Raw genomic sequence first — 23638 nt, 5'->3', positions numbered from 1 at the left:
CGGCTTCCGCCTCAGGACCGAGACAGGCGCTCCCGCCCGTGCGGCAAGGTGAAATCCTGCAGCGGCCCGGCCGGCACGATGCCGGTCGGATTGATGCTGCGGTGGCTCTCGTAATAATGCCGCTTGATATGCTCGAAGTTCACGGTGTCAGCGATGCCGGGCCATTGGTAGAGATCGCGCGTGTAGGCCGAAAGATGCGGATAATCGGCGATGCGGCGGAGGTTGCATTTGAAGTGGCCGACATAGACTGCGTCGAAGCGGATCAGGGTCGTGAACAGCCTGATGTCCGCCTCCGTCAATCGGTCGCCGAGCAGGAAGCGCCGGGTCGAGAGCCTGTCCTCCAGCCAGTCGAGCGTGGCGAACAAGGGAGCGATCGCTTCGTCGTAAGCGCCTTGCGTGGTCGCGAAGCCGCATTTGTAGACGCCGTTATTGAGCGTGTCGTAGATTCGCGCGTTGATCGCATCGATCTCGCCGCGCAGGGCCTGCGGGTAGTAGTCGCCCGGCGTGGCCCCGAGGCCGTCGAACGCCGAGTTCAGCATCCGGATGATCTCGGCGGATTCGTTGTTGACGATGGTGCGCCTCTGCTTGTCCCAGAGCACGGGCACCGTGACCCGGCCCGAATAATGCGGATCGGCCGCGGTGTAGACCTGATGCAGGAACTGCGCGTGGTTGATGCTGTCCTGCACGACGCCGGGGCCGTCGGCAAAGGTCCAGCCCTGCTCCGCCATCAGCCAGTTGACCACCGAGACCGAGATCAGCTCGTTGAGCCCCTTCAAGGCGCGCATGATCAGGGTGCGGTGCGCCCACGGACACGCCAGGCTGACATAGAGGTGATAGCGTCCGGCTTCCGCCTTGAAACCGCCTGCGCCGGTTGGGCCGGCGCTGCCGTCCGCGGTGATGAAGTTGCGGAAGATCGAGTCCTTGCGCACGAAACGGCCGCCGGTCGCCCCGGTGTCGTACCAGACATCGTGCCATTGGCCGTCGACGAGCAATCCCATATTCATTCTCCACTGAGCCGCGGCTCACGCTTGGTTACGCCTGGGCGAGCCGCGCCCTGGCCCGCGTCACGGCGTTGATGAAGCCCTCGCGCGCGTCGGAATGGCCCTGCCCACGCGGCTCCAGCACATGGCGCAACAGGAACAGGCCGGTCAGACGGAAACCGTCGCGCAGGTCCTGATCGGTCCAGTCATGCGTCTCCTCGTGCTCGCGCAGGAATGGCGGCAATGGCAGCAGCCGGTCGCGCCAGGGCTCGCCCGCCGCGCGCGACACCGCCCCACCCGACTTCGGCGAGACGTAGATCAGTTCCGTGGTCTCGCCCGTGGCGGCGCAGGTCTCAAGATCGAGACCGAAGCCAAGCTCGGCCAGGATCGCAAGCTCGAACCGGACGATATGGGCCGCAGCGCCGCCGGCATCCTCGAAATCATCCAGGGTGTGCTCGAGCCTGAGATAAATGTCCTGGTGCGGATCGCGCTCGGGCAACAGCCGCGCCAGCGCGGCCAGATGGGTGACGCCGTAGGCACCGTGCGAGGCCGACATCAGGCCGGCGGCGCGCAAGATCAGCCCGTCGATCGCGTACATGCCGAGATGCTCATCGAGCCGGGCCCGCCAGACCGCGCGCACGCTGTTGCCGGGCTGCAGCACGGGGCGCATGCGAGCGCCGCTCGCGCCGCGCACCAGCCCGAGATGGCGGCCGTGCTCGCGCGTCAACAGCTCGACCACGGCGGCGGATTCGCCGTGCCGACGCACGCCCAGCACGATGCCATCATCGGTCCATTCCATCGGGCTCGTCGTCTCCACACACCTTGCGCGTCGCAACTACGAGGATCCACGTACAATCGGCGAACTTCGTAGGGTGGGCAAAGGCGCGCTCACGACGGCTCCTCCGCCTTGGTCTACGCCGACGCGCCGTGCCCACCGTGAGGGTAGCATGGCGGAAGATGGTGGGCACGCTTCGCTTTGCCCACCCTACCCTCAATCACTCCAGCGCCGTCTCACGCATTGAACCAGCCGCGGGCATCGCCGGTGAAGGAGTAATAGAGCCCGACCGTGGTCAGCGCGCAGGAGATGATCTCGAGGCCGGCATCCAGCGTCATGCCCTTCTCGCCGATGAAGATCACCAGCGAATAGGCCGACAGCAGCAGCGCCGCCAGCAGCACCCAGCGCGGCCAGTTCTTACGCTGCTGCGCCGCCAGATAAACGAAATAGACCATGAGCAGGATGACGGCGCCGTTGAAGATGCTCTGCGCCATGATCATGCCATCGGTGATCTCGGTCGTCGGTGTCCGGTCCTGCACCGCCACCGACAACGCATCCAGCATCAGCGAGATGTACAACAGGATCTCAAACCAGAGCACGTTCCGGGGCAGGTTCATCGTCATTCCTTGGGGAAGTCGAGCCCCATCTCGCGGTAGCGGTCGGGATCGTCGCCCCAATTCTCGCGCACCTTGACGAACAGGAACAGATGCACCGGCACGCCGGTGATGTCGGCGATCTCCTCGCGCGCCTTCGCCCCGATCGACTTGATGGTGGCGCCGCCCTTGCCCAGCACGATCTTGCGCTGACTTTCCCGCTCCACGAAGATCGTCTGCTCGATCCGGATCGAGCCGTCCTTGCGCTCGGTCCAGCTATCGGTCTCGACGGTCGACTGATAGGGCAGCTCCTGATGCAGATGGCTGTAGATCTTCTCGCGCGTGATCTCGGCGGCGAGGTGGCGCATCGGCGCGTCCGACATCTGGTCTTCGGGATAGTGGAATGGCCCGGGCGGCACCATTGCGGCGAGCGTCTGCCGGAGGTCGTCGACGCCATCGCCGGACAGCGCCGAGATCATGAAGGTGCGCGCGAAAGCCAGCCGCTCGTTGGCCGCGGCCGCCAGCGCCAGCAGCTTCTCCCGCGGCACCAGATCGACCTTGTTGAGGACCAGGATCTTCTGATGCGCGACGCCTTCGGCCTTGGCCAGGATCGCCTCGGCCTCGTCGTCGAGGCCCTTCTTGGCGTCGAGCAGCACACAGACGAGATCGGCGTCATGGGCGCCGCTCCAGGCGGTCGTCACCATCGCGCGGTCGAGCCGCCGCTTGGGCGCGAAGATACCGGGCGTATCGACCAGGATGATCTGCGAACGGCCTTCGATGACGATGCCGCGGATCAGCGCCCGCGTGGTCTGCACCTTGCGCGAGACGATCGTGACCTTGGAGCCGACCAGCGCATTGACCAGGGTCGACTTGCCGACATTGGGAGCGCCGATCAGCGCGACGAAGCCGCAGCGGGTGTCGGCCGGCGGGGCGCCGTCTGCCTTCGGATCATCCATCATTGCTGCCGCCGCTGACGCCTTCGCGCGCAATCATCACGGACGCCGCAACCTTCTCGGCGGCGCGCTTCGAGCCGCCGACGCCCTCGGCCGACTCCAGGCCCGGCAGGTCGACGGCGACGCGGAACTGCGGATCGTGATGCGGGCCGGTGCGCTCGACCTCGCGATAGACCGGTGTCGGCAGCCCCTTGCCCTGCGCCCATTCCTGCAGGACGGTCTTGGGATCGCGCAAGGGCCGCCGCGGCTTGTGCATCCGCTCGGTCCAGTTGCGCTCGACGAAAGCCGACGCTGCCGCATAGCCGCCGTCGAGGAAGATCGCGCCGATCACGGCTTCGCAGACGTCGCCCAGCACGGATTTGCGCAAGCGCGCACTGGCGCCGGCGCCGACCGCGCCGAGCTTGATGTCATCGAGCAGGCCGAGCGACTTCGCGACGTCGGCGCAGCTCTCCTTGCGCACGAGATCGGCGAGCCGCTTCGACAGCTCGCCCTCGTCCGCGTTCGGAAAGGCGCGATACAGCATGTCCGACACGATCAGGCCGAGCACGTGATCGCCGAGGAATTCGAGCCGTTGATAGCTGTCGCCGCGCTTCTTGGAGGATTTCAGTGCGGAGACGTGGGTAAAGGCGGTCGCCAGCAGCGAGGCATCCTTGAACTGATGACCGATGCGCGCCTCGATCGCGGCGGCGGCCGCTTTCTCGGTCGCCTTTGCGCCCTTGGTGCCGGCGCGACTGCGCTTTGCCTTCGGCGCCTCGCGCGCCGTCATGCCCGCAGGACCGGGATCGGACTCGAGGCTTGGCGCGGCGGCCGCTTGTGTTGTCTGGATGTCGGCTTTGTCGTCAATCATCGTACGATTTTGAACAGGCGATTCCAACGCACCGCCAGCGGCCAGCGCCAAAACGCCCAGGCATGTTCGCCTTCAGCAACGGAGAAAAAGATCATCTGGGCGCGACCGACGATGTTCTCGTACGGCACGTAGCCCACCGCCGAGAGCACGCGGCTGTCGGTCGAATTGTCGCGGTTGTCGCCCATCATGAAGAAATGGCCGGGCGGCACGGTATAGACCGCAGTATTGTCGTAAAAACCATTGTCGACGCAATCCAGCGTTTCGTAGCTGACGCCGTTCGGCAAAGTCTCCTTCCAGCGCTTGACCCGCGCCGTCGCGTCGGAGCCGCAGGGATCCTCGCCGATGAAGTCGCTGAGCCGCTCGCGCTGCACCGGCCTGTCGTTGATGTAGAGCAGCCCGTCGCGCATCTGGATGTGGTCGCCGGGCAGCCCGATCACGCGTTTGATGTAGTCGGTGGTGTCGTCCTTCGGCAGCCGAAACACGACGATGTCACCGCGACTGGGCTCGGAGCCGAAGATGCGGCCCGAGAACAGCGGCGGCGACAGCGGAATCGAATAGTGGCTGTAGCCATAGGAATATTTCGAGACGAACAGGTAGTCACCCACCAGCAACGTCGCCTTCATCGATCCCGAGGGGATGTTGAACGGCTGAAACAGGAAGGTTCTGATGACCAGCGCGATCAGCAGCGCATGAACAACGACGCGAACGGTTTCGCCGAGGCCGCTCTCAGTCTTGGTGCCGGATGTCACGCTCATCGCTCTTTCATTGTCCCTCTGACGAATCGCTTCGTGATTCGCCCGCGCCGCGGCAGAACACCCCGCCGCGAACAGCTGATCGGTTCGCGGCTTTGAGGATTCTGTCCTGATTCTGGTGATTAAGGCCAATTCCGGCCGGAACCTGAATTCGCCCTTGGCTAAGCCTCAAACCTACCCGCTCGATCTGCGCTGGTTTTAGACGTTTGTTCTCGCGCGCGCAATCAATCGCCCGATCAAAACCAACTAAGCCACTGGCAGATATGACATTTTAGTTTTTGATCAGTTTTACCGGAGATTGAGCCGAGCGCCTCAGGATGTGTCGGGGCGGTCGGCCGAAATTATGACGAAGGCCTGGGCGAGCGGCCAATCATCGGTGATGGACAGGTCGATTCGCGCCTCATAGCCCTGCGGCGTCAGCGCCTCCAGCCGGGCCAGCGCCCCGCCGGTCAGCTGCATCGTCGGCCGGCCGCCGGGCAGATTGACGACCCCCATGTCGCACCACCAGACCCCGCGCCGAATCCCGGTGCCGAGCGCTTTGGAACAAGCCTCCTTGGCCGCGAAGCGCTTGGCGTAGGTTGCAACCACCATTTTTTCGTTCTTGGCGCGCCGCTCGGCCTTGGCGCGCTCGGCTTCGGTGAAGACGCGGTCCAGGAACCGCTCACCATGGCGCTCGATGACCTTGGCGACACGCCTGATATCGATCAGGTCGGAACCGATGCCGATGATCATTGGCTTGCCCCGTTACAGGCCGCGGCCGCGGTCCATGGCCGCCCGCATCGCCCTGATGGTGTCGCCGAGGCCGACGAACAGCGCTTCGCCGATCATGAAGTAGCCGATATTCAGCTCGACGATCTCCGGCAGCGAGGCGATCTTTTCCGCCGTATCGTAATCCAGGCCATGGCCGCCATGGACTTCGAGCCCGGCCGAATAGGCCAAGGCGGCGCCCTTCACGATTCGCTGCCATTCGGCCTCGGCCTTCTCCCGGTTGCCTTCCGCCACCGCATCGCACCAGGTCCCGGTATGGATCTCGATCACCGGTGCGCGCAGTTTCGCCGCCGTCTCGATCTGCTTGGGATCGGCGGCAATGAACAGCGAGACCCGGATGCCGGCGTCGTTCAGGCGGGCGATGGCCGGCGCCAGGGCGTCGTGCTGGCCAACCACGTCGAGGCCCCCCTCAGTGGTCAGCTCCTGGCGCCGCTCCGGCACCAGGCAGCAGGCATGCGGCCGGGTGGCAAGCGCGATTCGCAGCATCTCGTCCGTCGCAGCCATCTCGAAATTGAGCGGCTTGTCGATCTCGGCTTTCAGCCGCGCCATGTCCTCGTCGCGGATGTGCCGGCGATCCTCCCGCAGATGCGCGGTGATGCCGTCCGCACCTGCCTCGATCGCCAGTTTGGCGGCACGCACCGGGTCCGGATTGCTGCCGCCCCTGGCGTTGCGCAAGGTGGCGACGTGGTCGACATTGACGCCGAGACGCAGCTTCGGGGCTTTGGACATGGCGGACTCGCAAGACTTCGAAAGACAACGGCCGAGGCAGCTCTAACCCATCGCGGCGCAGAACGCTGCGCCAAAACCCACAGATCAGCCATTCACCCGGTCGACCCTGGCCACGATGGTCTTGGCGCGCAACTGGTTGATGATGGCGGACAGATGCTTGAGGTCGTAGACCTCGAGATCGATCGTGAGCTCGGTGAAGTCGGGCGAGCGACGGCTCATGCTGATGTTGTCGATGTTGCCGTCGTGCTCGGCGATCACGGTCGCGACCTGGGCGAGGCTGCCGGGTTCGTTGACATTCTCGACCCGGATCCGCGCCGGGAAGCGCCGCGGCGAGGTTTCATCCACGTCCCAGCGCACATCCAGCCAACGCTCCGGCTCTTCCTCGAAATCCTTCAGCGCGGGCGACTGGATCGGGTAGATGGTGATGCCCTCGCCCGGGGTCACGATGCCGACGATTCGGTCGCCGGGCACCGCGCCGCCATTGGGCGCGAACTTGACCGGCAGGCCGGAATTGATGCCGCGAATCGGAATTGCCGAAGGCGCGCGCGCCGGCTCGGCCGCCGGCTTGCCAGTTGGGCCTTTCTTGGCGCCGTAGCGCACCACGCGCTCTTCCTTGTAGTCCGGATACATCGCGCGGGCGACATCGGAGGCCTTGATCTCGCCGCGTCCGACCGCCGCCATCACCTCCTCGATCGAGGCGCGCGCCAGCCGCGGCAGCGCGCCCTTGAGCTTGTCGTCGGCATATTCGAGCTTGGCTCGCTCGAACAGGCGGTCGACGATGCGCCGGCCGAGCCCGGCATATTGGTCGCGCATCGCGGTCCGGGTGGCGCGGCGAATCGCTGCACGGGCCTTGCCGGTGATCGCGAGCGATTCCCAGGCCGACGGCGGCGCCGATTGCGCCTCCGAGGTCAGCACCTCGACCTCGTCGCCGTTCTGCAACTCGGACGAGAGCGGCGCGAACTTGCCGTTGATCTTGCAGCCGACCGCGCTGTTGCCGACATCGGTATGCACGGCATAGGCGAAATCGATCACGTTGGCGTGGCGCGGCAGCGCGATCAGCTTGCCCTTCGGGGTGAAGCAGAACACCTGGTCGTGAAACAGCTCGAGCTTGGTGTGCTCGAGGAACTCCTCCGGATTGGCGCTCTCCGACAAGATACCGATGGTATGGCGCAGCCATGCAAATGCGTTTGATTCGCGCTTCAGGAGTTCGGTCGGCGAACCGATGCCGTCTTTGTAGAAGGCATGTGCGGCGATGCCCAGTTCGGCGATCTGGTCCATCTCCTCGGTGCGAATCTGCAGCTCGACGCGCTGCTTGCCGGGACCGATCACCGTGGTGTGGATGGAGCGGTAATCGTTCTGCTTCGGAGTCGAAATGTAGTCCTTGAAGCGCCCCGGCACGACCGGCCAGGTCGTATGCACGATACCCAGCGCACGATAGCAGGATGCGAGATCGGGCATGACGACGCGGAAGCCGAAAATGTCGGACAGCTGCTCGAAGCCGACCGACTTGCGCTCCATCTTGGTCCAGATCGAGAATGGCTTCTTGCGGCGGCCGATGACCCGCGCCGTCAGCCCGTTCTCGCGAAATTTCTTGGCAAGCTGAGCCTCGATCTCGCCGATCAGGTTGCGGTTGCGGTCGGCCAGCGCGTCCAGCCGTTGCATCACGACATTGTAGGCATCGGGATCGAGGGTGCGGAAGGACAGGTTCTCCAGCTCCTCGCGCATCTCCTGCATACCCATGCGGCCGGCGAGCGGCGCGTAGATGTCGAGCGTTTCCTCGGCGATTCGCCGCCGCGAGGCCTCCGGCACGAATTCCAGGGTGCGCATGTTATGCAACCTGTCAGCGAGTTTTACCAGAAGCACACGCACGTCGTCGGCGATCGCCAGGAGCAGCTTGCGCAGGTTCTCCGCCTGCTTGGCCTCCCGCGAGACCAATTCCAGGCGCTTGAGCTTGGTGAGCCCCTCCACCAGCGCGCCGATCTTGGGGCCGAACAAATGATCGATCTCGGCGCGGGTCGCCTCGGTATCCTCGATGGTGTCGTGCAGCAGCGCAGCGACGATCGTCGCATCGTCGAGCTTGAGGTCGGTCAGGATCGCCGCCACTTCGAGCGGATGGGTGAAATACGGATCGCCGGAGGCGCGGGTCTGCGAGCCGTGCGCCTTCATCGCGTAGACATAGGCGCGGTTCAGCAGATCTTCGTCGGTATCGGGATTATACGACCTGACACGCTCGACAAGGTCATATTGCCGCATCATCCGGGAGCGCGGCTTGTGCGATTTCGGTGCGGCGGCCACGGTCGCCAGCGTGGCCGAATCGGCCGCCGCCTGCATCTGTGGTGGACTCGGGCGCGAAGCCGCCATGGGAGAAACCTTCGACCACGTCGTGGATTGGGAGCTGGGCTGGCGAGCCATCTCGGCGCCCTCGCCACAACATATGGTAACCACGAAAGCACGATCAAATGCAAAGGCCGCAAATGTTAAGGCCCGGACATGGTCCGGGCCTTAACATTCCGAAAAGGTGGTTTACACATCTGCAGCGTCGCGTGATCTCCGCCCGCGATCGCCTGCCGCGCGGATTTTATTCGTCCTCTTCGGGCTGCTGCTCCGGCGGAGCCAGCCCCTCGAGACCCTTGAGAAGCTCTTCCTCGGTCATCCGCTCGACCGCCACCTCGGTGTCGTCGGCATCGACGCTGGCGCCCGCCGAACCGATCAGCGGCACGGTGTCCGGCTCCGGCTCGTCGACCTCGACGAACTTCTGCAGCGAGTGGACCAGCTCTTCTTTCAAATCCTCGGGGGAAATCGTCGTATCCGCAATCTCCCGGAGTGCGACAACAGGATTCTTGTCATTATCCCGGTCAATCGTAAGCTGTGACCCCGACGAAATCATACGGGCGCGATGCGCCGCGAGCAGGACGAGGTCGAATCGATTGTCCACCTTGTCGATGCAATCTTCCACAGTGACGCGCGCCATCGATTGTCGCTCCGGTCTTTTGTGTGCTTAATGGGCTGATTATCTAGGGCTAGTTATAGAGACTGACCGGTTTCCGCAAGGCCGATCTGGCGTCCAGTCTCCGTATCGAGCTAAAAGTACCGGATTCCGGACCCCTGCCGGGCCTCCGGATCGCTGGAATGCAGCTTTTGGCCAACAAAACGCTTCATTGCCTCGTCAGAAGTGCGGCTTTGTTGCCCTGACTACTCCTATTGCGGGAGCGTCACTACCGGACGAGTCCGCTCGAGCATCGGCAATGCCTTGGAGTAGTGCCTTGGATATGGAATGCGCGGCCTTTCGAGAGCGGCGCCAAGAACAGAAATCTAACTGAACGCGAGAAACTGAATGTCATCTTCGACCAACAAGATTGCGCTCTTCATTGACGGCGCCAACCTTTATGCAACCGCCAAGACGCTCGGTTTCGATATCGACTATAAACGCCTGCTCAAGGAGTTTCAGAGCCGCGGCACGCTGCTGCGCGCCTTCTACTATACCGCCATCATCGAAGATCAGGAGTACTCGTCGATTCGCCCGCTGATCGATTGGCTCGACTACAACGGCTACACCGTCGTCACCAAGGCGACGAAGGAGTTCATCGACGCAAGCGGCCGGCGCAAGGTGAAGGGCAACATGGATATCGAGCTTGCCGTCGATGCCATGGAACTCGCCGAGCACATCGACCAGATGGTGCTGTTTTCCGGCGACGGTGACTTCCGCTCGCTGGTCGAAGCGATGCAGCGCCGCGGCGTTCGGGTCACCGTGATCTCGACCATCTCCAGCCAGCCGCCGATGATCGCCGACGAACTACGCCGTCAGGCCGACGTCTTCACCGATCTCGTCGAATTGCAATCCAAGCTCGGCCGCGACCCCTCCGAGCGCCCCGCTCCGCGCGAGCCTCGCCACCATGCCCCGCAATTCCTGCAGCGGACGAGCCCCGTGGCGCCGCGTAACACGAGCGATGACGATTTCGAGGATTAAGGGCGCGCCCGCAAGCCGCGCCGAGGCCGCACCAGGCGCCCTCCCCCCGAGCAATCCCGACCACGACTGCCCACTCTGCCCGCGCCTTGCGGAATTCCGCAACGCCCAGCGCGCACGAGAGCCGTCCTGGTTCAACGCGCCGGTGCCGTCGTTCGGCGATGCCGACGCGCGGCTCCTGATCGTCGGTCTCGCGCCGGGATTGCAAGGGGCCAACCGCACCGGCCGCCCCTTCACCGGGGATTATGCCGGCGATCTGCTGTACGGCACCCTGCTGCAGTACGGTTTCGCCCGGGGCCACTATCAGGCGCGGCCCGATGACGGATTGACGTTGATCGACTGCCGAATCAGCAATGCCGTGCGCTGCGTGCCGCCGCAGAACAAGCCGCTGCCGGCCGAAATCAATCAGTGCCGGACCTTTCTCAACGCGACGATTGCGACGATGCCGCGCCTGCGCGGTATCGTCGCGCTTGGTCGCATCGCGCATGATACGCTGTTAAAGACACTCGGCATGCGAGCCGCGGCGGCCCCGTTCGCGCACGGCGCGGTGCATCAGGCCGGTTCCCTCAAGCTCTACGACAGCTATCACTGCTCGCGTTACAACACGAACACCGGCGTGCTCACGACCGAGATGTTTCACGCCGTGTTCGGACGGGTGCGGGCCGATCTGGGCTGATGCACACTGCAGGCGCGCAGGGGGCGCGACGCTGGAGTAAGAATTCCGAACCGGTAGGTTAGACCGGGTTGCCCTTGAGCCAGTCCAGCACATCGGCTGCATTCCGGTCCGGCGGAAAGACCGGATAGAACACGTGGGTGATGCGCGCATCATCCACGATCAAGGCCAGCCGCTTGATCATGGTGAGCCCCGCGATCTCCATCGTCGGCAAGTGCAGCGCCTCGGTCAATTCGAGCTTCTCGTCCGACAGCACCGGAAACGGCAGGTGCAGGCGCGAAGCCATCTCGGTTTGGTAGGCGTTGCTTTGGGTCGAAAGGCCAAATACGGAAGCGGCACCCGCGGCCTTGAGCTCGCCGAACAGATCGCGGAACGCGCAGGCGTGCGGCGTGCAGCCGCGCGCCCCCGGGATCATGTCCCAATCCTCGACCAGCGACACCTTGCCGGGCTCACCGGTGCGCGGATAGGCGAAGATGACGACGCGCCCCGGCAGTTCCGACAGCGTGACCAGGGTGTCGTCGGTCGCGCGCAGGCTGACCGGGGGAACCTGCATTCCCTCAAGGTGGTCAGCGGCCCCATCATCGGTCGGCGCCGGAATCTTGCTCCAGTCGACTTCTAGCAGGTTCTTCTGATTCATAGGACTCCGTCCTGCCGATCGCTTACCCGCGGGCACGCAAGAGACGGCCCTTCTCGCGGCCCCAATCGCGCTTCTTCTCGCTCTCGCGCTTGTCATGCAGCTTCTTGCCCTTGGCCACCGCCAGCAAGAGCTTGGCGCGCCCGCGCTCGTTGAAATAGAGCTTCAGCGGGATCAGCGTCATGCCCTCGCGGTCGACCGCGCCCAGCAGCTTGTTGATCTGCTTGCGATGCAGCAGGAGCTTGCGCGGCCGCTTCGGCTCGTGATTGAAGCGGTTGGCCTGCAGATATTCGGGAATATTGGCATTGATCAGCCAGATCTCGCCGTCACGGCTATCGGCATAGGACTCCGCAATGGTCGACTTCCCGCTGCGGATCGACTTCACCTCGGTGCCGGTCAGCGCAAGCCCCGCTTCGACAGTGTCCTCGATCGCATAATTGAACCGCGCCTTGCGGTTCTCGGCGACGACCTTGATGGCGCGTTCGTTCTTCTCTGCCACGTCAGGCCTTCTTCAGGAGGTCGCGAATTTCGGTCAGCAGCTCGACCTCGCGCGACGGTTTCGGCGCAGCTGCCGGCTGGGTCTCCTGCAGCCGCTTCAACTGATTTATGAAGCGGATCACGATGAACAGCACGAAGGCGATGATGATGAAGTTCAAAGTAAGGGTGATAAAATTGCCGTAAGCCAGCACCGCGCCTTGCTTCTTCGCATCGGCAAGATTGGTGGCGCTGACCGATTTGGAGAGCGGGATGAAGTAGTTCGAGAAGTCGAGACCGCCGGTGACGGCACCGATGATCGGCATGATGACGTCGCCCACCAGCGAACTGACGATGCCCCCGAAGGCCGCGCCGATGATGACGCCGACCGCGAGGTCGACGACATTGCCCTTCATCGCGAAGTCACGGAACTCCTTCAACATGCCGATTCCCCTCGATTTGGCGCCACGCGACGCCACCAACGACCGAGCTCAGTTGATCAGGCCCGCATGCACCATCGCCTCGCGCACCGCGCGGCGGGTCGGCTCGGAGACCGGCACCATGGGGAGCCGCAACTTCTCCTCGATCTTGCCGAGCAGCGACAGCGCATATTTGATCGGCGCCGGGTTGGACTCAATGAAAAGGTTGGTGTGCAACGGCATCAGCTTATCATGGATCTTCAGGGCGGTCGCGACGTCGCCCTTCTGCCAGGCGGCATGGAAGTCCGAGCAAAGGCGGGGGGCCACGTTGGAGGTCACCGAGATGCACCCGTGCCCGCCATGCGCCATATAGCCGAGCACGGTGGCGTCCTCGCCGGAAAGCTGGTTGAACTCCTCGCCCATCGCCGCGCGCTGCTGCGACACCCGCACCATGCTTGCCGTGGCGTCCTTCACGCCGGCGATATTCTTCAGATCAAACAGCCGCTTCATGGTGTCGACCGACATGTCGATGACCGAACGCGGCGGGATGTTGTAGATGATGATCGGAATGCCGATCGCATCGTTGATCGCCTTGAAGTGCTGATAGAGGCCTTCCTGGGTCGGCTTGTTGTAGTAGGGCGTCACCACCAGCACGGCGTCGGCGCCCGCCGTTTCCGCATGCTGGGCGAGCTCGATTGCCTCCTTGGTCGAGTTGGACCCCGCGCCGGCGATGACCGGCACCCGTCCCTTCGCCTCGGCGATGCACCATTCCACCACCTGCTTGTGCTCGTCATGGCTGAGCGTCGGGCTCTCCCCGGTGGTGCCGACCGGCACCAGGCCATTGGTGCCCTCGTCGATCTGCCAGCTCACGAGCTTGCGAAACGCGGCTTCATCGAGGGAACCGTTCTTGAACGGCGTCACCAGCGCGGTGAAAGAGCCCCGGAAATTCGTCTTGGCCGCCATAACACTCCCTCCCCAACGCTGGTTGTGGTCTTCCCACGGAAAAGGCACTCATACCGGGTCCGAGAACGCCGCGGAAGGGCCGCCACCCGCTGAGATGCCTTCTCAACAGGCACCCGCCTTTTCCCGGTCGTGATTTTGCCGTGCTCCTGGCGCAGAGTGCAATTGTGAGCGGTACATTTAGTGTTTGTTCACCTTTTCGATAGACCAAGACCAGTACCGTCGATTTGAAGGTGGTCGCGCGAGGCACAGCCCGCCCCCAGAAATGTCAGGTCGAGACGGTAGGAGTGGGGTCGAAGTCATCCGCCGCAAAGGAACGCCGTGCCCTATTTTGCCCGTGCAGCCGCATTGCGATCGACCGCCCTGGTGACCAGCCTGACGCTTCTGTTCGGCTTGGTTGCCTTCGACGGCGCGTCCGGGGCGAGCGACAAGGCCGCCCTATCCAAAGTTCCCCTGCCAAAGGCACGGCCGATCGCGCCGAGTGCAGCCCCCAAGGCCGCCGCGGCCGGTACTGGAACCAAGGGCAAGACGGAGGCAAAGGCCGAGCCCAAAACGACCACGGTCACGGTCGCGAACCACAAAGCGGGAAAGGACGCGCTTTCAGCGTCCGCAAGCATCCCCCCAGCGCCGCGCCAGCACGCCGCCCTGCCCCCGCCGCGCAAGCCGATAACACCCGCTGCCGTGGCCGCGACGTCGTCGACCTCGCAGTCGGACCGGGACGCGCTCGAGAACGTGATCGAGCTGGTCCGCAAGCACAAGCCGGACGATGCGACCCAGGTCGAAGCGGCGATCTCCGATCCGGTCGCGCGCAAGCTCGCCGAATGGATCGTCCTGCGCAGCGACAACAACAACGCCAGCGCCGAGCGCTACCGCGCCTTCATTACGGCCAATCCGAGTTGGCCGTCGCAGACGTTCCTGCGAAGGCGGCTCGAAGCCGCACTGTGGGACGACAAGCGCGAGGACGCCGTCGTCTGGTCCTGGTTCGAGAACGAATCGCCGTTGTCCGCCAAGGGCCGGTTTACGCTGGCGCGTGTGCTGCTCAACCGCGGCGACCGAGCCAATGCGGAGCGGCTGGTGCGCGAGGCCTGGCGCAACGACGCGATGTCGGAGGAAACCGAGAACAACGTGCTCGATCAGTTCGGCGCGCTGTTGTCCGGCGGCGACCACAAGGCGCGGATGGACACGCTGCTCTATGGCAGCGAGCACGAAGCGGCGCTGCGGGCGGCGAAACGGCTCGGCACGGGCTACGTGGCCCTGGCCAAAGCGCGAATCGCAACCTACCGCAAGGCGCCGAACAGTCGCGCTCTGCTCGAGGCGGTGCCGCACGAGCTGCACGGCGATACCGGCTACCTCTTCAGCAAGATCCAGCTCCTGCGCCGCGAAGAGAAATTCGAAGACGCCGCCCAGCTGATGCTGAGCGCACCGAAGGATCCGGGCCGCCTCTATAATCTGGACGAGTGGTGGATCGAACGGCGCCTTCTGGCGCGCAAGATGATCGACGCCGGCGGGTATCGCACCGCCTATCTGATCGCACGCGATGCGGCGCTGCCCACCCGCGACATCTACAAGACCGAGCAGGAGTTCACGGCGGGCTGGATCGCGCTGCGCTTCCTCAACGATCCCGCGACCGCTGCACAGCATTTTGCCCGCATCGGCATCGGCAGCGTCAACCCGACCACGCTCGCCCGTGCCGGCTATTGGCAGGGCCGCGCCGCCGAGGCGATGGGGCGCATGCAGGAGGCGCGCGCGGCTTATGCCGCGGCGGCGGAGCAATCGACCAGCTATTACGGCCAACTCGCGCGGGCCAAGCTCGGATTGCCGCAGCTTGCGCTTAATCCTACCCCCAGCGGCCGGGGCCGCGGTATCGAGCGGCTCGAAATCGTGCGCGCCGTGCAGCTGCTCTACGACCTCGACGAGGGCGAGTTCGCCATCCCGATCTTTGCCGATCTGGGCGACAATGGTGATCCCGATGCGCTGGTGGGGCTTGGCGAGATCGCAGCACGGCAAAGCGATGCCCGCGCCATGCTCCTGGTCGGCAAGGCCGCGCTCAATCGCGGGCTGCCGTTCGATCATTACGCCTATCCGGTCAATGGCGTCCCTGCGTTTCGCTCGATCGGCCCCGAAGTTGAGCAGAGCGTGATCTTCTCGATCGCGCGCCAGGAGAGCGCATTCAATCCAGCCGTGGTGTCGCCGGCCCAGGCCTACGGGCTGATGCAGGTGACGCCGGAGGCCGGACGCTATGTCTGCAAGCGCGCCGGCGTCGGCTTCGACCTCACGCGGATGAAGACCGACCCGGTCTACAACGCACAGCTTGGCGCAGCTGAGCTGGGCGGCCTGCTGGAGGATTATCGCGGCTCCTACATCATGACCTTTGCCGCCTACAATGCCGGTCGCGGCAGCGTGAAGAAGTGGGTCGAACGCTACGGCGATCCACGCGATCCCAAGGTCGACGCGATCGACTGGGTCGAACTGATTCCGTTCTCGGAGACCCGCAACTACGTGCAGCGGGTGATGGAGAACCTGCAGGTCTACCGCGCCCGTTTCGGCGGCGGCTCAAGGCTGCAGATCGAGGCCGACCTGCATCGCGGCGCGATCGTGGAATAAAATAAGCGAATAGCGAATAGCGAATAGCGAATAGCGAATAGCGAATAGCGAATAGCGAATAGCGAATAGCGAATAGCGAATAGCGAATAGCGAATAGGATGATGGAAGATGGGGTTCTTCCGTCAAGCCTATTCGCCACTCCCTACTGGCTACTCGCCTCTAGAAGTTGCGCTGAGCGCGCATCAGGAGCGAGACCGAGTCCTGGTCCTTCAGCTGGTAAACGGCGGCCGGTTTGGCAATCGCGCCAACAGCGGGAGCCGTCGCATTTCCCGTGAACTTCTGATCCAAGCGGGTCCAAGCCACGTCGGCCGAGAAGGTCAGGTTCTTCACCGGCGTCCAGCGGGTGATCACACCCAGCGTGGAGATGTTGAAGTCCGGATTGCAGTTCGCCGGTGTGATGCCCAGCGCGACGATGCCGGCCCCGTTGCAGATCAGTCCCTTGGCGGTGGCGTTATACTTGACGGCACTCCAGGATCCGTAGACCGCCGTATTCCAATAGGGATCCCAGTTGTGGGTGAAGGCGCCGCGGAAGCCATAAGTCGTCGTCAGCTGCTGCTGGGTGCCGACGCCGAACACGGAATCGGACACGCCGGCGAAGCCGAGACTCTGGAAGGCGCCGGCGACGTTGCTGCCGCCGTACATTGCGTAGTTGATCGGCGCCAGGCTCTGGAAATTGTAGCGGCTCGCACCGTTGGTGTAGACGCCTTGAATGTTCAGGGTATCGCCAGGGCCTGTCGGGATGTTCTTGATCGACAGGGCCAATTGACCGGCAAAGCCCCATTTGTCGGCCGGATGGCCCGTGGTCTGATTCGCACCGTAGTAGGCGGCATGATTGTCGTGCGCCGCAACGGACGCCTGGAACAGACCCCAGGCCTGGTCGACGCGGACCGCACCGACGATGTCGGGTGCGACGTTGCCGCCGAAATCGCTGGCACCGTATGCACCGGTCAGGACACCAGCAGCCGTCTGCAGCGAGGTATTCCATATGTTGGACTGCGAATACGCCGTCGCATCCTGGGCCGAGATCGAAGCCGTGATACCCTGCCCGAAGTCCGCCGTATAGGAGAACTGGTTGACGCCGGTGACGGTGCCGCTGCCTCCGGTCAGACCATCGAAGTTGTTGCCGGGATAATTGGTCCAGGGCGCGTCGAACTGCGACACGGCCTTACCCATCGTGAATCCGGCGAACTGAATGAACGCGTAGAAGACTCCGAGCGTGCCGCCTGCGATAGCGCCCGCATTGGCATTGTTCGGCGCAGTGGCGCCAGTAGCGCCGAGCTGCGAATAGACCGTGGCTCCGGGGGTGGTGCCGCTACCGGTGTAGCTGTCCGTCGTCCATTGAAACACGGCATCGAAATAGGTTCGCACCACACCGTATTCGGTGGCGGTGCGGGTGTCGATGTTCAGGTCGGCACGCGAACGAGTCGTATAGTAGTTGCTCAGCCGGTTATTTGCGCCGCCGGGACCGTTGGTCGCGTTCTGAAAGACGGCGTTAGTGCCGAATGCAGCTTCGGCGCGCAGATAGCCGCCGAGCTTGACGCAGGTGTCGGTGCCGGGGATGTAGTAGAAGCCAGCGCCGTACAAAGAGCAGACCTTCACATACTCCACCGGTTTTGCCTTGATCGGCAGATCGGCCGCCTGTGCTCCCCCCACCGCGAGCAACACCGCCGTCGAGCCAAGAATAAGGCTCTTCCCCATATTCATTCCAACCTCCAAACTGCTCTCTTGCTCAGGACCCTTGATCACGATCCGAAGTTTCTCTGCCCACAGTGCCAACCCGATCACCCGGAGACACGGTGACCGCCATTAGAGGTGCAGTCGCAACAATGATGGGGCGCCTTTCGTGTTTTATCGGACCATTATCGTGACGAGCCCCAACGGTGCTCGGGTTGCGCTTCGGACACGCACACGGTCTCGCCCGGCGTGAGACTTCAATAATCCTCGGATTTGTCGCCGTTGATCCCGATCGCCCGCTTTGCGCCAAATAGGTGTGGCCGCGACGAAACAGCGCGTCTCATCCCGCGACGAGCGTGATCGGCCCTTTAAGGCTGCTCGCGGCACGAGGCTCTCGTTGCCGGACATAGTTCAAAGCTGCTGCGACAAGGAGTTGGCGAGCAGAACGCCCCGGCTCGCCGCGGGCGTGACAAAGGTTTGGCCCGCCCCGCCACATGCTGGGCTTGGCTGCCACGAGGTCAACGCGAAAGCAAAATCAGATCAGCACGGACCGTCCACGAGCTCTCCGCAATGTTGGACGATTTGGCAGCGACGCTCTCCAGTGAGATTTCGAGTTCGCTGACCGGAAGAGACAGCGCGCAATCGGAGAGAACAGTGGCCGTCGCTGCGATACCCTCGAAGCGATCAACGCAAACAAAAGCCTCCGGCAGTTTCCTGCCGGAGGCTTCTTGGATCGTTGTCAGGCGACCGGGATTACCAGTTGCGCTGAGCGCGGAGCAGCAAGCTGACGCTGCTCTGGTCCTTCAGCTCGTAAGTCGCACCAGGCTTGGCGACAGCTGCCACGCCGGCCGCATTCACAATGGCGCCCGAGTACTTCTGGTCAAGGAACGTCGCGGCAAGGTCAGCCGAGAAGGTCAGGTTCTTGACCGGGGTCCAGCGAGTGATCAAACCGACCGTACCGAGGTTGAAGTTCGGGTTGCAGGTGGAGCCTGCGGTCAGGAAGGGCCTGATGCCCGCACAGACCAGGTCCACGCCCGTCCCGCCATACCTCAACTGCGCATACGAACCGTAGATCGCAGTGTTCCAGTAGGCATTCCAGTTGTGGGTGTAACCACCGCGGAAGCCCCAGGTCGTGACCGACTGCTGCGAGGTGCCGGGCCCGTAGACCGTATCAGCAACCGAAGCAAAGCCGATGCTCTGATACGCGCCGGCAAGGTTAGTGCCGCCGAACATCGCAAAGGCGGTCGGAACGAGGCTCTGGAAGTTGTAGCGCGTCGCAGCATCCGTGTACGTGGCCTGCAGGTTGATCGTGTCGCCCGGACCGGTCGGGATGTTCTTGATCGACAAGGCCAAAGAAGCAGCCCAGCCCCACTTGTCCGACGGATGACCGGTCGGCTCAGTGGCGCCGTAGTAGGCCGCGTGGTTGTCATGCGCCGCGAACGATGCCTGGAACAGACCCCAAGCCTGATCGACACGAAGCGCTGCGACCAGATCAGGCGAGCGCGTGCCACCGATGGCGGAACCACCATAGACGCCGCTCATGACGTTTGCAGCCGTGAATGGGACTGCGGTGTTCCAAACGTTGGTGGTCTGGTAGGCTGTCGAGTCCTGCGCCGAGAACGACGCCGTAATGCCTTGACCGAAGTCGGCGGTGTAGCTGAACTGGTTGATGCCAGTGACCGTGCCGCCGCCGCCGGTGAGACCGTCGAAGTTGTTGCCGGGATAATTGGTCCAGGGCGCGTCGAACTGCGACACGGCCTTACCCATCGTGAAGCCGGCGAACTGGATGAAGGCATAGTAGACGCCGAGCGTACCGCCGGCGACGCCGTCGTTGTTCGGAGTACCTGCTGCCGGGTAGGCCGTGGCGCCGGTGCCGGTGCTCGAGTAAGTACCCGTGGTCCAGCTGAACGTCGCATCGAAGAAGGTACGGACCACGCCATATTCGGTCGCGGTGCGGGTGTCGATGTTCAGATCTTCACGCGAGCGGGCGGTGTAGTAGTTGCTCAAGCGGTTCTGTGCACCGGCGGCACCGTTCACCGCATTGTTATAAACGCTGTTGCTGGCAATGGCCGTCTCGACGCGCAGATAGCCACCGAGCTTGATGCAGGTATCGGTGCCGGGAATGTAGTAGAAACCCGCACCATACAGGGAGCAAACCTTCACATACTCGACCGCTTTGGCCTTGATCGGAAGGTCGGCCGCCTGAGCCCCACCCATGGCGACCAGAGCCGCCGCTGAGCCGAGGATAAGGCTCTTAACCGTCTTCATGCTAAACCTCCAAGTTGCTCTCTGAGAAAGAGCCGGACCAAGATCCCCCAGGACGCTCCGGCCTTTCCCATCCCGAAAAACCGCTTCAGCCGCCTCGCGCCATCGGACACACCCGCATCACGCGAGGGACTTCAGCGAAACATCTGTCGCGGGACGATCGAGTACCCCCCACCGTCGTCAGGAACTATGCCTTCGCTCATTCCGTAATCAAAATAGTTTATGAGATCAGCTAATTGAATGAGCGGATGATGTGTCCTGGCCGCAACACCTGCCCAGACATGGTGCAGTGCATGGCAGGCCAGCGCGCGGCTCCTAGATAAGTGATTTCGCTATGGATTTGTTTAAACTAGGGTTGTGAGCGAAAATTGGATGATTGCGAGCTATGGCGCCCATCAGGAAACCCAAAGGCGAGACGCCAACTACGGCTCCCCTGTCATCTCTCGTAACAGCCGACGAGAATCAGGATGCGGTTCGCCGATTCACCTGGGAAATCGCTTCCATCAGCGTGCATCTGGAGGAGCTTCGCTACTTCTGGGCCAAGGCACTCGGCGTCAGCGGGCCGCAATGGATGATTCTGATGGCGATCGCCGACCTTAATCAGGGCGACGGTATTCCGGTCAACGCCGTCGCCAAAATGCTGCATGTCGATCCTTCCTTCGTCACCACCCAGTCGAAGCTTCTGGAGAAGAAAGGCTTCATGCGCAGGAAGTCAGCGCAGGAAGATGCGCGTGTGGTCAGGATGTCGCTCACCGAAAAGACTTACGGGCAACTCGCCACCCTGGCCGCCCAGCAGGACGAGATTCACCGCTTCATTTTCGAGGAGTTCGAGGAGCGGGACCTGGGGGCCTTCACCGACAAGCTCGCCGCACTCAAGCAACGAATCGAAAAAGCCTGCATGAAGCTGGCATTGGGTCTCTAACCGGACCAGCTTACCACTTCCGCGCAATCAGCTTTGCAGGCACTTGCAATCGCGAAGACGTGCTGCAATCCAATCGAACGCGAACTCATTGGCAACCGCCGCAAACTCGGCGCTGCCGGACTCGCCGGAGAAGATCTTGAGCGTGACGTCCGGGTGCTCGCGTTTCATCTGCGCGACCAAATCGGTGGCATGATCGGGGCGCAGCCAGCCTCGGTTTGGCAGCGCGATCAGGACGGGACACATGATGTGGCGCGTCACCCTGCTCGCCCCCATGCTCAGCGCAATTGCGCTTCCGCCCGGCATACACCGACGCGTGACAAACGCCCGCTCATGCATGTCCCATAGCCCGGCGTCGCAGACAGCCGCCGCATAGCGCTGGTCCAGCGCGATCCCGCGCGCGACGAAGGAGGATCCCCAATCGTCGGCCAGGATGGCGATCCGCGCGTCGTCAACATCATCGCGGGAGGCGACATAATCCATCGCGCTGCCGACCGCGGATTCGAGATCGCGGCTGCCCACCAGCTCCTCGAACCGACCACCTGGGTCGGCGCCGAGCAGATCGACGACCAGAAGGGAGAGGCCACGATCGATGGCGTAGCCGGCATGCTTCAACAGCGCCGGCTCCTTGCGGCGCCCCGGTTCAACGAAACAGACGACCGTTGCCGCCTTTCCGGATTCCCCTCTCGCCGGAAGAAAATAGCCCTGGAGCGGATAATCCACACGCCAGGGAATCGTGACGACCGCGCCCTTTGGGTCGCTAGCGCGCAGAAAAGCCTCAGCACAGGCCCGCAAGCGCGCGAGCACCACCTGGTGCCGATCGCTCGAGCTGTCGAAGGGAAAGGCCGCAGCTTCGTAGTAGTTGATTGCGCGGAGCCAGCCGCTACGGGCGGCTTCGCCGCAGCAATCGGCGGACGTCTCCGCGATCAAACGCGCCTGATCGCCGATCCGCATCCATTCGCGGTACCAGGAATCGTCGTCAGCGATATCGATGCGGCCCGCCGCCGCCATGCATTCGGCGATATCATCGCCATCACCGGGCAGGCTCCCCAAGAGCCGCGCGAACTCGTCGGAAAGATACTCCCTCCCCGGCCAGAGGCTCCACGCACGCCTCAAGATGTTTTCCGACCTCATAGAAGATCACTTTCCCGCTCGGCGGTTCCCCACGTCATAATTCTATATTTTGACGCAGAGTGACCGACGGGAGAATTTCCCGTCAAGATAACGGACCGCCCTTTGTTGGTACGATATCAGACAGAGGGCTGTAGCAATGGACGGCTCGGACTGGACGCTCTCAGCACGACCGATCGCTCATATGCAAACGAGGTCTCAAAAATAGACGTAAAAAATCAACGCTTTAAATCAACGCTTTCAAGAAAGCCAACAAGCTCTCCTGCGAGAGTCGCGCATTACTCAGACGGAGAAACCTCCAGCGGGGCATCGCCGGAGGTTTCGGAGATCTAACATCAGAGAGACTCGCCTCTCTAACGGTCCGCTCTTCGGTGAGCCACGATACCACAGCAAATTAGCTTATCAACTCATATGTCTTCAATATCTTTTTGAAGGTGATTGCGGTTTTTTCTTCCACCACCTTCGCGCAACCATCAGAGGGCTACAGCAGAGAGCGGATCTTGGCGACAGCCAGCGCTTCCAACGTCACTTGGATCAGCTTCGCTTCGCGCAGTTTAATCCGGTTCAATCTTGGTGAGACCGCGACTCGCTTGGAGCGAGTGCTCGTGCCGGGGCATGTCGGTAAAGAGCCGAAAGCGGTCCCGGACAAAGCGATGACAGTCGCAGCCACATCGCCTCAATCCATCCAGATCCAGGATTCGCAGCGCGCCACGCGTTCGCGCCACAATCCCCTGGGCTTCAAGTTCCGCAAGAGCAACGGAGACGCCCGGCCGCCGGACTCCCAAGGCATCCGCGAGCAAACCGTGGGTCACCGGCAGCACGTCTGTCTCGACCAAATCATGCGCAAGCAGCAGCCATCGCGCGAGCCGCTCGGACAGTTCGTGCTTGGCGTTGCACATTGCGATCTGCGCCTTCAGCGCCATCAGCACCTGTACATATCTCAGCAGATGCTCCTTGATGGACGGTCGCTCCGCCATCACCGCACGGAGTTTCTCGGCCTCGATTCCAAGCGCCAGCCCCGGCACCAGCACGACCGTGCGCTGGATCGCGATCATCGTCCCGAGCACGACCGAGACGCCGATGAAGCCGCAACGTCCGATGCTGGCGACTTCGACCGCGCCATCCTTTGGGCTGCGGATCACCCGGGAGATCAGACCGCTCTCGATGAAATAGACCGCATTCGGACAGCGGAAGGCGTCATACACGACGTCGTTGCGCCGCAGCGGCACGGCGTAGAGATGAGGACGGAGCAGCGCAAAATCCGGTTCCGGAAGAGTAGCCAGAATCCAATTCCGAACCTTGTGCGCTGACTGCGATGGCGAAGCGGATGACGTCGCCGGAGCCAATTCGAACATCGTCCTCCCAAATCCGCCTGTCTGCAAACACACGCGGCCGCGTTTTTAGACTCCCATCCTGCAAGGCCTCGCGCGCGAGGTAAAGAACAAAAAGCCTGGCGCGCCAACAGTGTTGCTTGTCTTCGCCGACCGATTTTTGGTTCGCCGCGCATGAAACACAACCAACACA

The 23638-nt window shown here is 63.0% G+C and carries 22 protein-coding genes; 4 read left to right on the top strand and 18 right to left on the bottom strand.

Features of this window, described 5'->3' with window-relative positions:
- Nucleotides 1-11: 11 nt before the first annotated feature.
- From QXZ85_RS31325 to rpoZ, 10 genes are all read right to left on the bottom strand, one after another.
- Complete coding sequence (locus tag QXZ85_RS31325) at nt 12-998, bottom strand: glutathione S-transferase family protein (protein ID WP_315729003.1); 987 nt, start codon at nt 996-998, stop codon at nt 12-14.
- A gap of 34 nt (nt 999-1032) precedes the next feature.
- Entirely contained in the window at nt 1033-1779 is a 747-nt protein-coding gene (gene recO, locus QXZ85_RS31320; RefSeq protein WP_315703350.1) for a DNA repair protein RecO, read from the bottom strand.
- 212 nt (nt 1780-1991) lie between these two features.
- Complete coding sequence (locus QXZ85_RS31315) at nt 1992-2372, bottom strand: hypothetical protein (RefSeq protein WP_315703349.1); 381 nt, start codon at nt 2370-2372, stop codon at nt 1992-1994.
- 2 nt (nt 2373-2374) lie between these two features.
- Complete coding sequence (era, locus tag QXZ85_RS31310) at nt 2375-3307, bottom strand: GTPase Era (protein ID WP_315703348.1); 933 nt, start codon at nt 3305-3307, stop codon at nt 2375-2377.
- Nucleotides 3297-4148 (bottom strand): ribonuclease III, encoded by an 852-nt coding sequence (gene rnc / locus QXZ85_RS31305; RefSeq protein WP_315703347.1) that lies wholly within the window; start codon nt 4146-4148, stop codon nt 3297-3299. Before rnc ends, era begins: the two co-directional genes overlap by 11 nt.
- Nucleotides 4145-4903, bottom strand: a complete 759-nt coding sequence (gene lepB, locus QXZ85_RS31300; RefSeq protein WP_315703346.1) for a signal peptidase I — start codon at nt 4901-4903, stop codon at nt 4145-4147. The genes rnc and lepB overlap by 4 nt, the downstream gene beginning before the upstream one ends.
- 309 nt (nt 4904-5212) lie before the next feature.
- The gene (acpS, locus tag QXZ85_RS31295; RefSeq protein WP_315744338.1) at nt 5213-5632 is read right to left on the bottom strand and encodes a holo-ACP synthase; all 420 of its coding nucleotides are present in this window, start codon (nt 5630-5632) and stop codon (nt 5213-5215) included.
- 12 nt (nt 5633-5644) lie between these two features.
- Nucleotides 5645-6397: a pyridoxine 5'-phosphate synthase gene (locus QXZ85_RS31290; protein WP_315769137.1), complete on the bottom strand. Its 753-nt coding sequence runs from the start codon at nt 6395-6397 to the stop codon at nt 5645-5647.
- 84 nt (nt 6398-6481) lie between these two features.
- Nucleotides 6482-8758, bottom strand: coding sequence for a bifunctional (p)ppGpp synthetase/guanosine-3',5'-bis(diphosphate) 3'-pyrophosphohydrolase (locus QXZ85_RS31285; protein WP_315703343.1), 2277 nt, complete (start codon nt 8756-8758; stop codon nt 6482-6484).
- Nucleotides 8759-8975: 217 nt separating this feature from the next.
- Nucleotides 8976-9368, bottom strand: coding sequence for a DNA-directed RNA polymerase subunit omega (gene rpoZ, locus QXZ85_RS31280; RefSeq protein ID WP_315703342.1), 393 nt, complete (start codon nt 9366-9368; stop codon nt 8976-8978).
- A 363-nt stretch (nt 9369-9731) separates the two neighbouring features.
- Here rpoZ and QXZ85_RS31275 point away from each other — a divergent pair, with 363 nt between their 5' ends.
- Both QXZ85_RS31275 and QXZ85_RS31270 read left to right on the top strand, forming a co-directional pair.
- Complete coding sequence (locus QXZ85_RS31275; RefSeq protein WP_315703341.1) at nt 9732-10364, top strand: NYN domain-containing protein; 633 nt, start codon at nt 9732-9734, stop codon at nt 10362-10364.
- Nucleotides 10345-11037, top strand: a complete 693-nt coding sequence (locus tag QXZ85_RS31270; protein ID WP_315769135.1) for a uracil-DNA glycosylase — start codon at nt 10345-10347, stop codon at nt 11035-11037. The genes QXZ85_RS31275 and QXZ85_RS31270 overlap by 20 nt, the downstream gene beginning before the upstream one ends.
- 58 nt (nt 11038-11095) lie before the next feature.
- Here the strand turns inward: QXZ85_RS31270 and QXZ85_RS31265 are convergent, their stop codons facing one another.
- From QXZ85_RS31265 to dapA, 4 genes are read right to left on the bottom strand one after another with little or no spacing between them, the layout of a single operon-like run.
- Complete coding sequence (locus QXZ85_RS31265; protein ID WP_315766598.1) at nt 11096-11671, bottom strand: peroxiredoxin; 576 nt, start codon at nt 11669-11671, stop codon at nt 11096-11098.
- Between the two features lie 22 nt (nt 11672-11693).
- Nucleotides 11694-12167 carry an SsrA-binding protein SmpB gene (gene smpB / locus QXZ85_RS31260; protein ID WP_315703338.1) on the bottom strand — a complete coding sequence of 158 codons (474 nt, stop codon included), beginning with the start codon at nt 12165-12167 and terminating at the stop codon, nt 11694-11696.
- A 1-nt stretch (nt 12168) separates the two neighbouring features.
- Entirely contained in the window at nt 12169-12585 is a 417-nt protein-coding gene (gene mscL / locus QXZ85_RS31255; RefSeq protein ID WP_315744344.1) for a large conductance mechanosensitive channel protein MscL, read from the bottom strand.
- A gap of 48 nt (nt 12586-12633) precedes the next feature.
- Nucleotides 12634-13524, bottom strand: a complete 891-nt coding sequence (gene dapA, locus QXZ85_RS31250; protein ID WP_315769133.1) for a 4-hydroxy-tetrahydrodipicolinate synthase — start codon at nt 13522-13524, stop codon at nt 12634-12636.
- 318 nt (nt 13525-13842) lie between these two features.
- On the opposite strand from dapA, the gene QXZ85_RS31245 reads away from it, so the two are divergent.
- The gene (locus QXZ85_RS31245; RefSeq protein WP_315769132.1) at nt 13843-16125 is read left to right on the top strand and encodes a lytic transglycosylase domain-containing protein; all 2283 of its coding nucleotides are present in this window, start codon (nt 13843-13845) and stop codon (nt 16123-16125) included.
- Nucleotides 16126-16284: 159 nt separating this feature from the next.
- Here QXZ85_RS31245 and QXZ85_RS31240 read toward each other — a convergent pair whose 3' ends face one another.
- Together QXZ85_RS31240 and QXZ85_RS31235 are read right to left on the bottom strand one after the other, a co-directional pair.
- Nucleotides 16285-17829, bottom strand: a complete 1545-nt coding sequence (locus tag QXZ85_RS31240) for a porin (protein ID WP_315703334.1) — start codon at nt 17827-17829, stop codon at nt 16285-16287.
- Between the two features lie 723 nt (nt 17830-18552).
- Nucleotides 18553-20067, bottom strand: coding sequence for a porin (locus QXZ85_RS31235; RefSeq protein WP_316175494.1), 1515 nt, complete (start codon nt 20065-20067; stop codon nt 18553-18555).
- Nucleotides 20068-20449: 382 nt separating this feature from the next.
- On the opposite strand from QXZ85_RS31235, the gene QXZ85_RS31230 reads away from it, so the two are divergent.
- A complete protein-coding gene (locus tag QXZ85_RS31230) occupies nt 20450-20986 on the top strand; it encodes a MarR family winged helix-turn-helix transcriptional regulator (protein ID WP_316175496.1) in 537 nt (178 codons plus the stop codon).
- Nucleotides 20987-21013: 27 nt separating this feature from the next.
- Here the strand turns inward: QXZ85_RS31230 and QXZ85_RS31225 are convergent, their stop codons facing one another.
- Both QXZ85_RS31225 and QXZ85_RS31220 read right to left on the bottom strand, forming a co-directional pair.
- Nucleotides 21014-21793 carry a hypothetical protein gene (locus QXZ85_RS31225; RefSeq protein WP_316175498.1) on the bottom strand — a complete coding sequence of 260 codons (780 nt, stop codon included), beginning with the start codon at nt 21791-21793 and terminating at the stop codon, nt 21014-21016.
- Nucleotides 21794-22668: 875 nt separating this feature from the next.
- The gene (locus tag QXZ85_RS31220; RefSeq protein WP_316175500.1) at nt 22669-23469 is read right to left on the bottom strand and encodes a Crp/Fnr family transcriptional regulator; all 801 of its coding nucleotides are present in this window, start codon (nt 23467-23469) and stop codon (nt 22669-22671) included.
- Nucleotides 23470-23638 lie beyond the last annotated feature (169 nt).

It is taken from the genome of Bradyrhizobium sp. SZCCHNGR1005 (genome assembly GCF_032489995.1).
Taxonomy (GTDB): Bacteria; Pseudomonadota; Alphaproteobacteria; order Rhizobiales; family Xanthobacteraceae; genus Bradyrhizobium.
Note: the sequence above shows the minus strand (reverse complement) of the source record. Positions and strands in the feature narration are given on the sequence as shown.

Coding starts and splice junctions, on each gene's coding strand:
- QXZ85_RS31285 (WP_315703343.1), bottom strand. CDS start 8,758: ATGGCGGCTTCGCGCCCGAGTCCACCACAGATGCAGGCGGCGGCCGAT.
- QXZ85_RS31265 (WP_315766598.1), bottom strand. CDS start 11,671: ATGAATCAGAAGAACCTGCTAGAAGTCGACTGGAGCAAGATTCCGGCG.
- mscL (WP_315744344.1), bottom strand. CDS start 12,585: ATGTTGAAGGAGTTCCGTGACTTCGCGATGAAGGGCAATGTCGTCGAC.
- QXZ85_RS31275 (WP_315703341.1), top strand. CDS start 9,732: ATGTCATCTTCGACCAACAAGATTGCGCTCTTCATTGACGGCGCCAAC.
- era (WP_315703348.1), bottom strand. CDS start 3,307: ATGATGGATGATCCGAAGGCAGACGGCGCCCCGCCGGCCGACACCCGC.
- QXZ85_RS31315 (WP_315703349.1), bottom strand. CDS start 2,372: ATGAACCTGCCCCGGAACGTGCTCTGGTTTGAGATCCTGTTGTACATC.
- dapA (WP_315769133.1), bottom strand. CDS start 13,524: ATGGCGGCCAAGACGAATTTCCGGGGCTCTTTCACCGCGCTGGTGACG.
- QXZ85_RS31325 (WP_315729003.1), bottom strand. CDS start 998: ATGGGATTGCTCGTCGACGGCCAATGGCACGATGTCTGGTACGACACC.
- QXZ85_RS31220 (WP_316175500.1), bottom strand. CDS start 23,469: ATGTTCGAATTGGCTCCGGCGACGTCATCCGCTTCGCCATCGCAGTCA.
- rpoZ (WP_315703342.1), bottom strand. CDS start 9,368: ATGGCGCGCGTCACTGTGGAAGATTGCATCGACAAGGTGGACAATCGA.
- acpS (WP_315744338.1), bottom strand. CDS start 5,632: ATGATCATCGGCATCGGTTCCGACCTGATCGATATCAGGCGTGTCGCC.
- QXZ85_RS31240 (WP_315703334.1), bottom strand. CDS start 17,829: ATGAATATGGGGAAGAGCCTTATTCTTGGCTCGACGGCGGTGTTGCTC.
- QXZ85_RS31270 (WP_315769135.1), top strand. CDS start 10,345: ATGACGATTTCGAGGATTAAGGGCGCGCCCGCAAGCCGCGCCGAGGCC.
- QXZ85_RS31290 (WP_315769137.1), bottom strand. CDS start 6,397: ATGTCCAAAGCCCCGAAGCTGCGTCTCGGCGTCAATGTCGACCACGTC.
- QXZ85_RS31235 (WP_316175494.1), bottom strand. CDS start 20,067: ATGAAGACGGTTAAGAGCCTTATCCTCGGCTCAGCGGCGGCTCTGGTC.
- QXZ85_RS31230 (WP_316175496.1), top strand. CDS start 20,450: ATGGCGCCCATCAGGAAACCCAAAGGCGAGACGCCAACTACGGCTCCC.
- rnc (WP_315703347.1), bottom strand. CDS start 4,148: ATGATTGACGACAAAGCCGACATCCAGACAACACAAGCGGCCGCCGCG.
- recO (WP_315703350.1), bottom strand. CDS start 1,779: ATGGAATGGACCGATGATGGCATCGTGCTGGGCGTGCGTCGGCACGGC.
- lepB (WP_315703346.1), bottom strand. CDS start 4,903: ATGAGCGTGACATCCGGCACCAAGACTGAGAGCGGCCTCGGCGAAACC.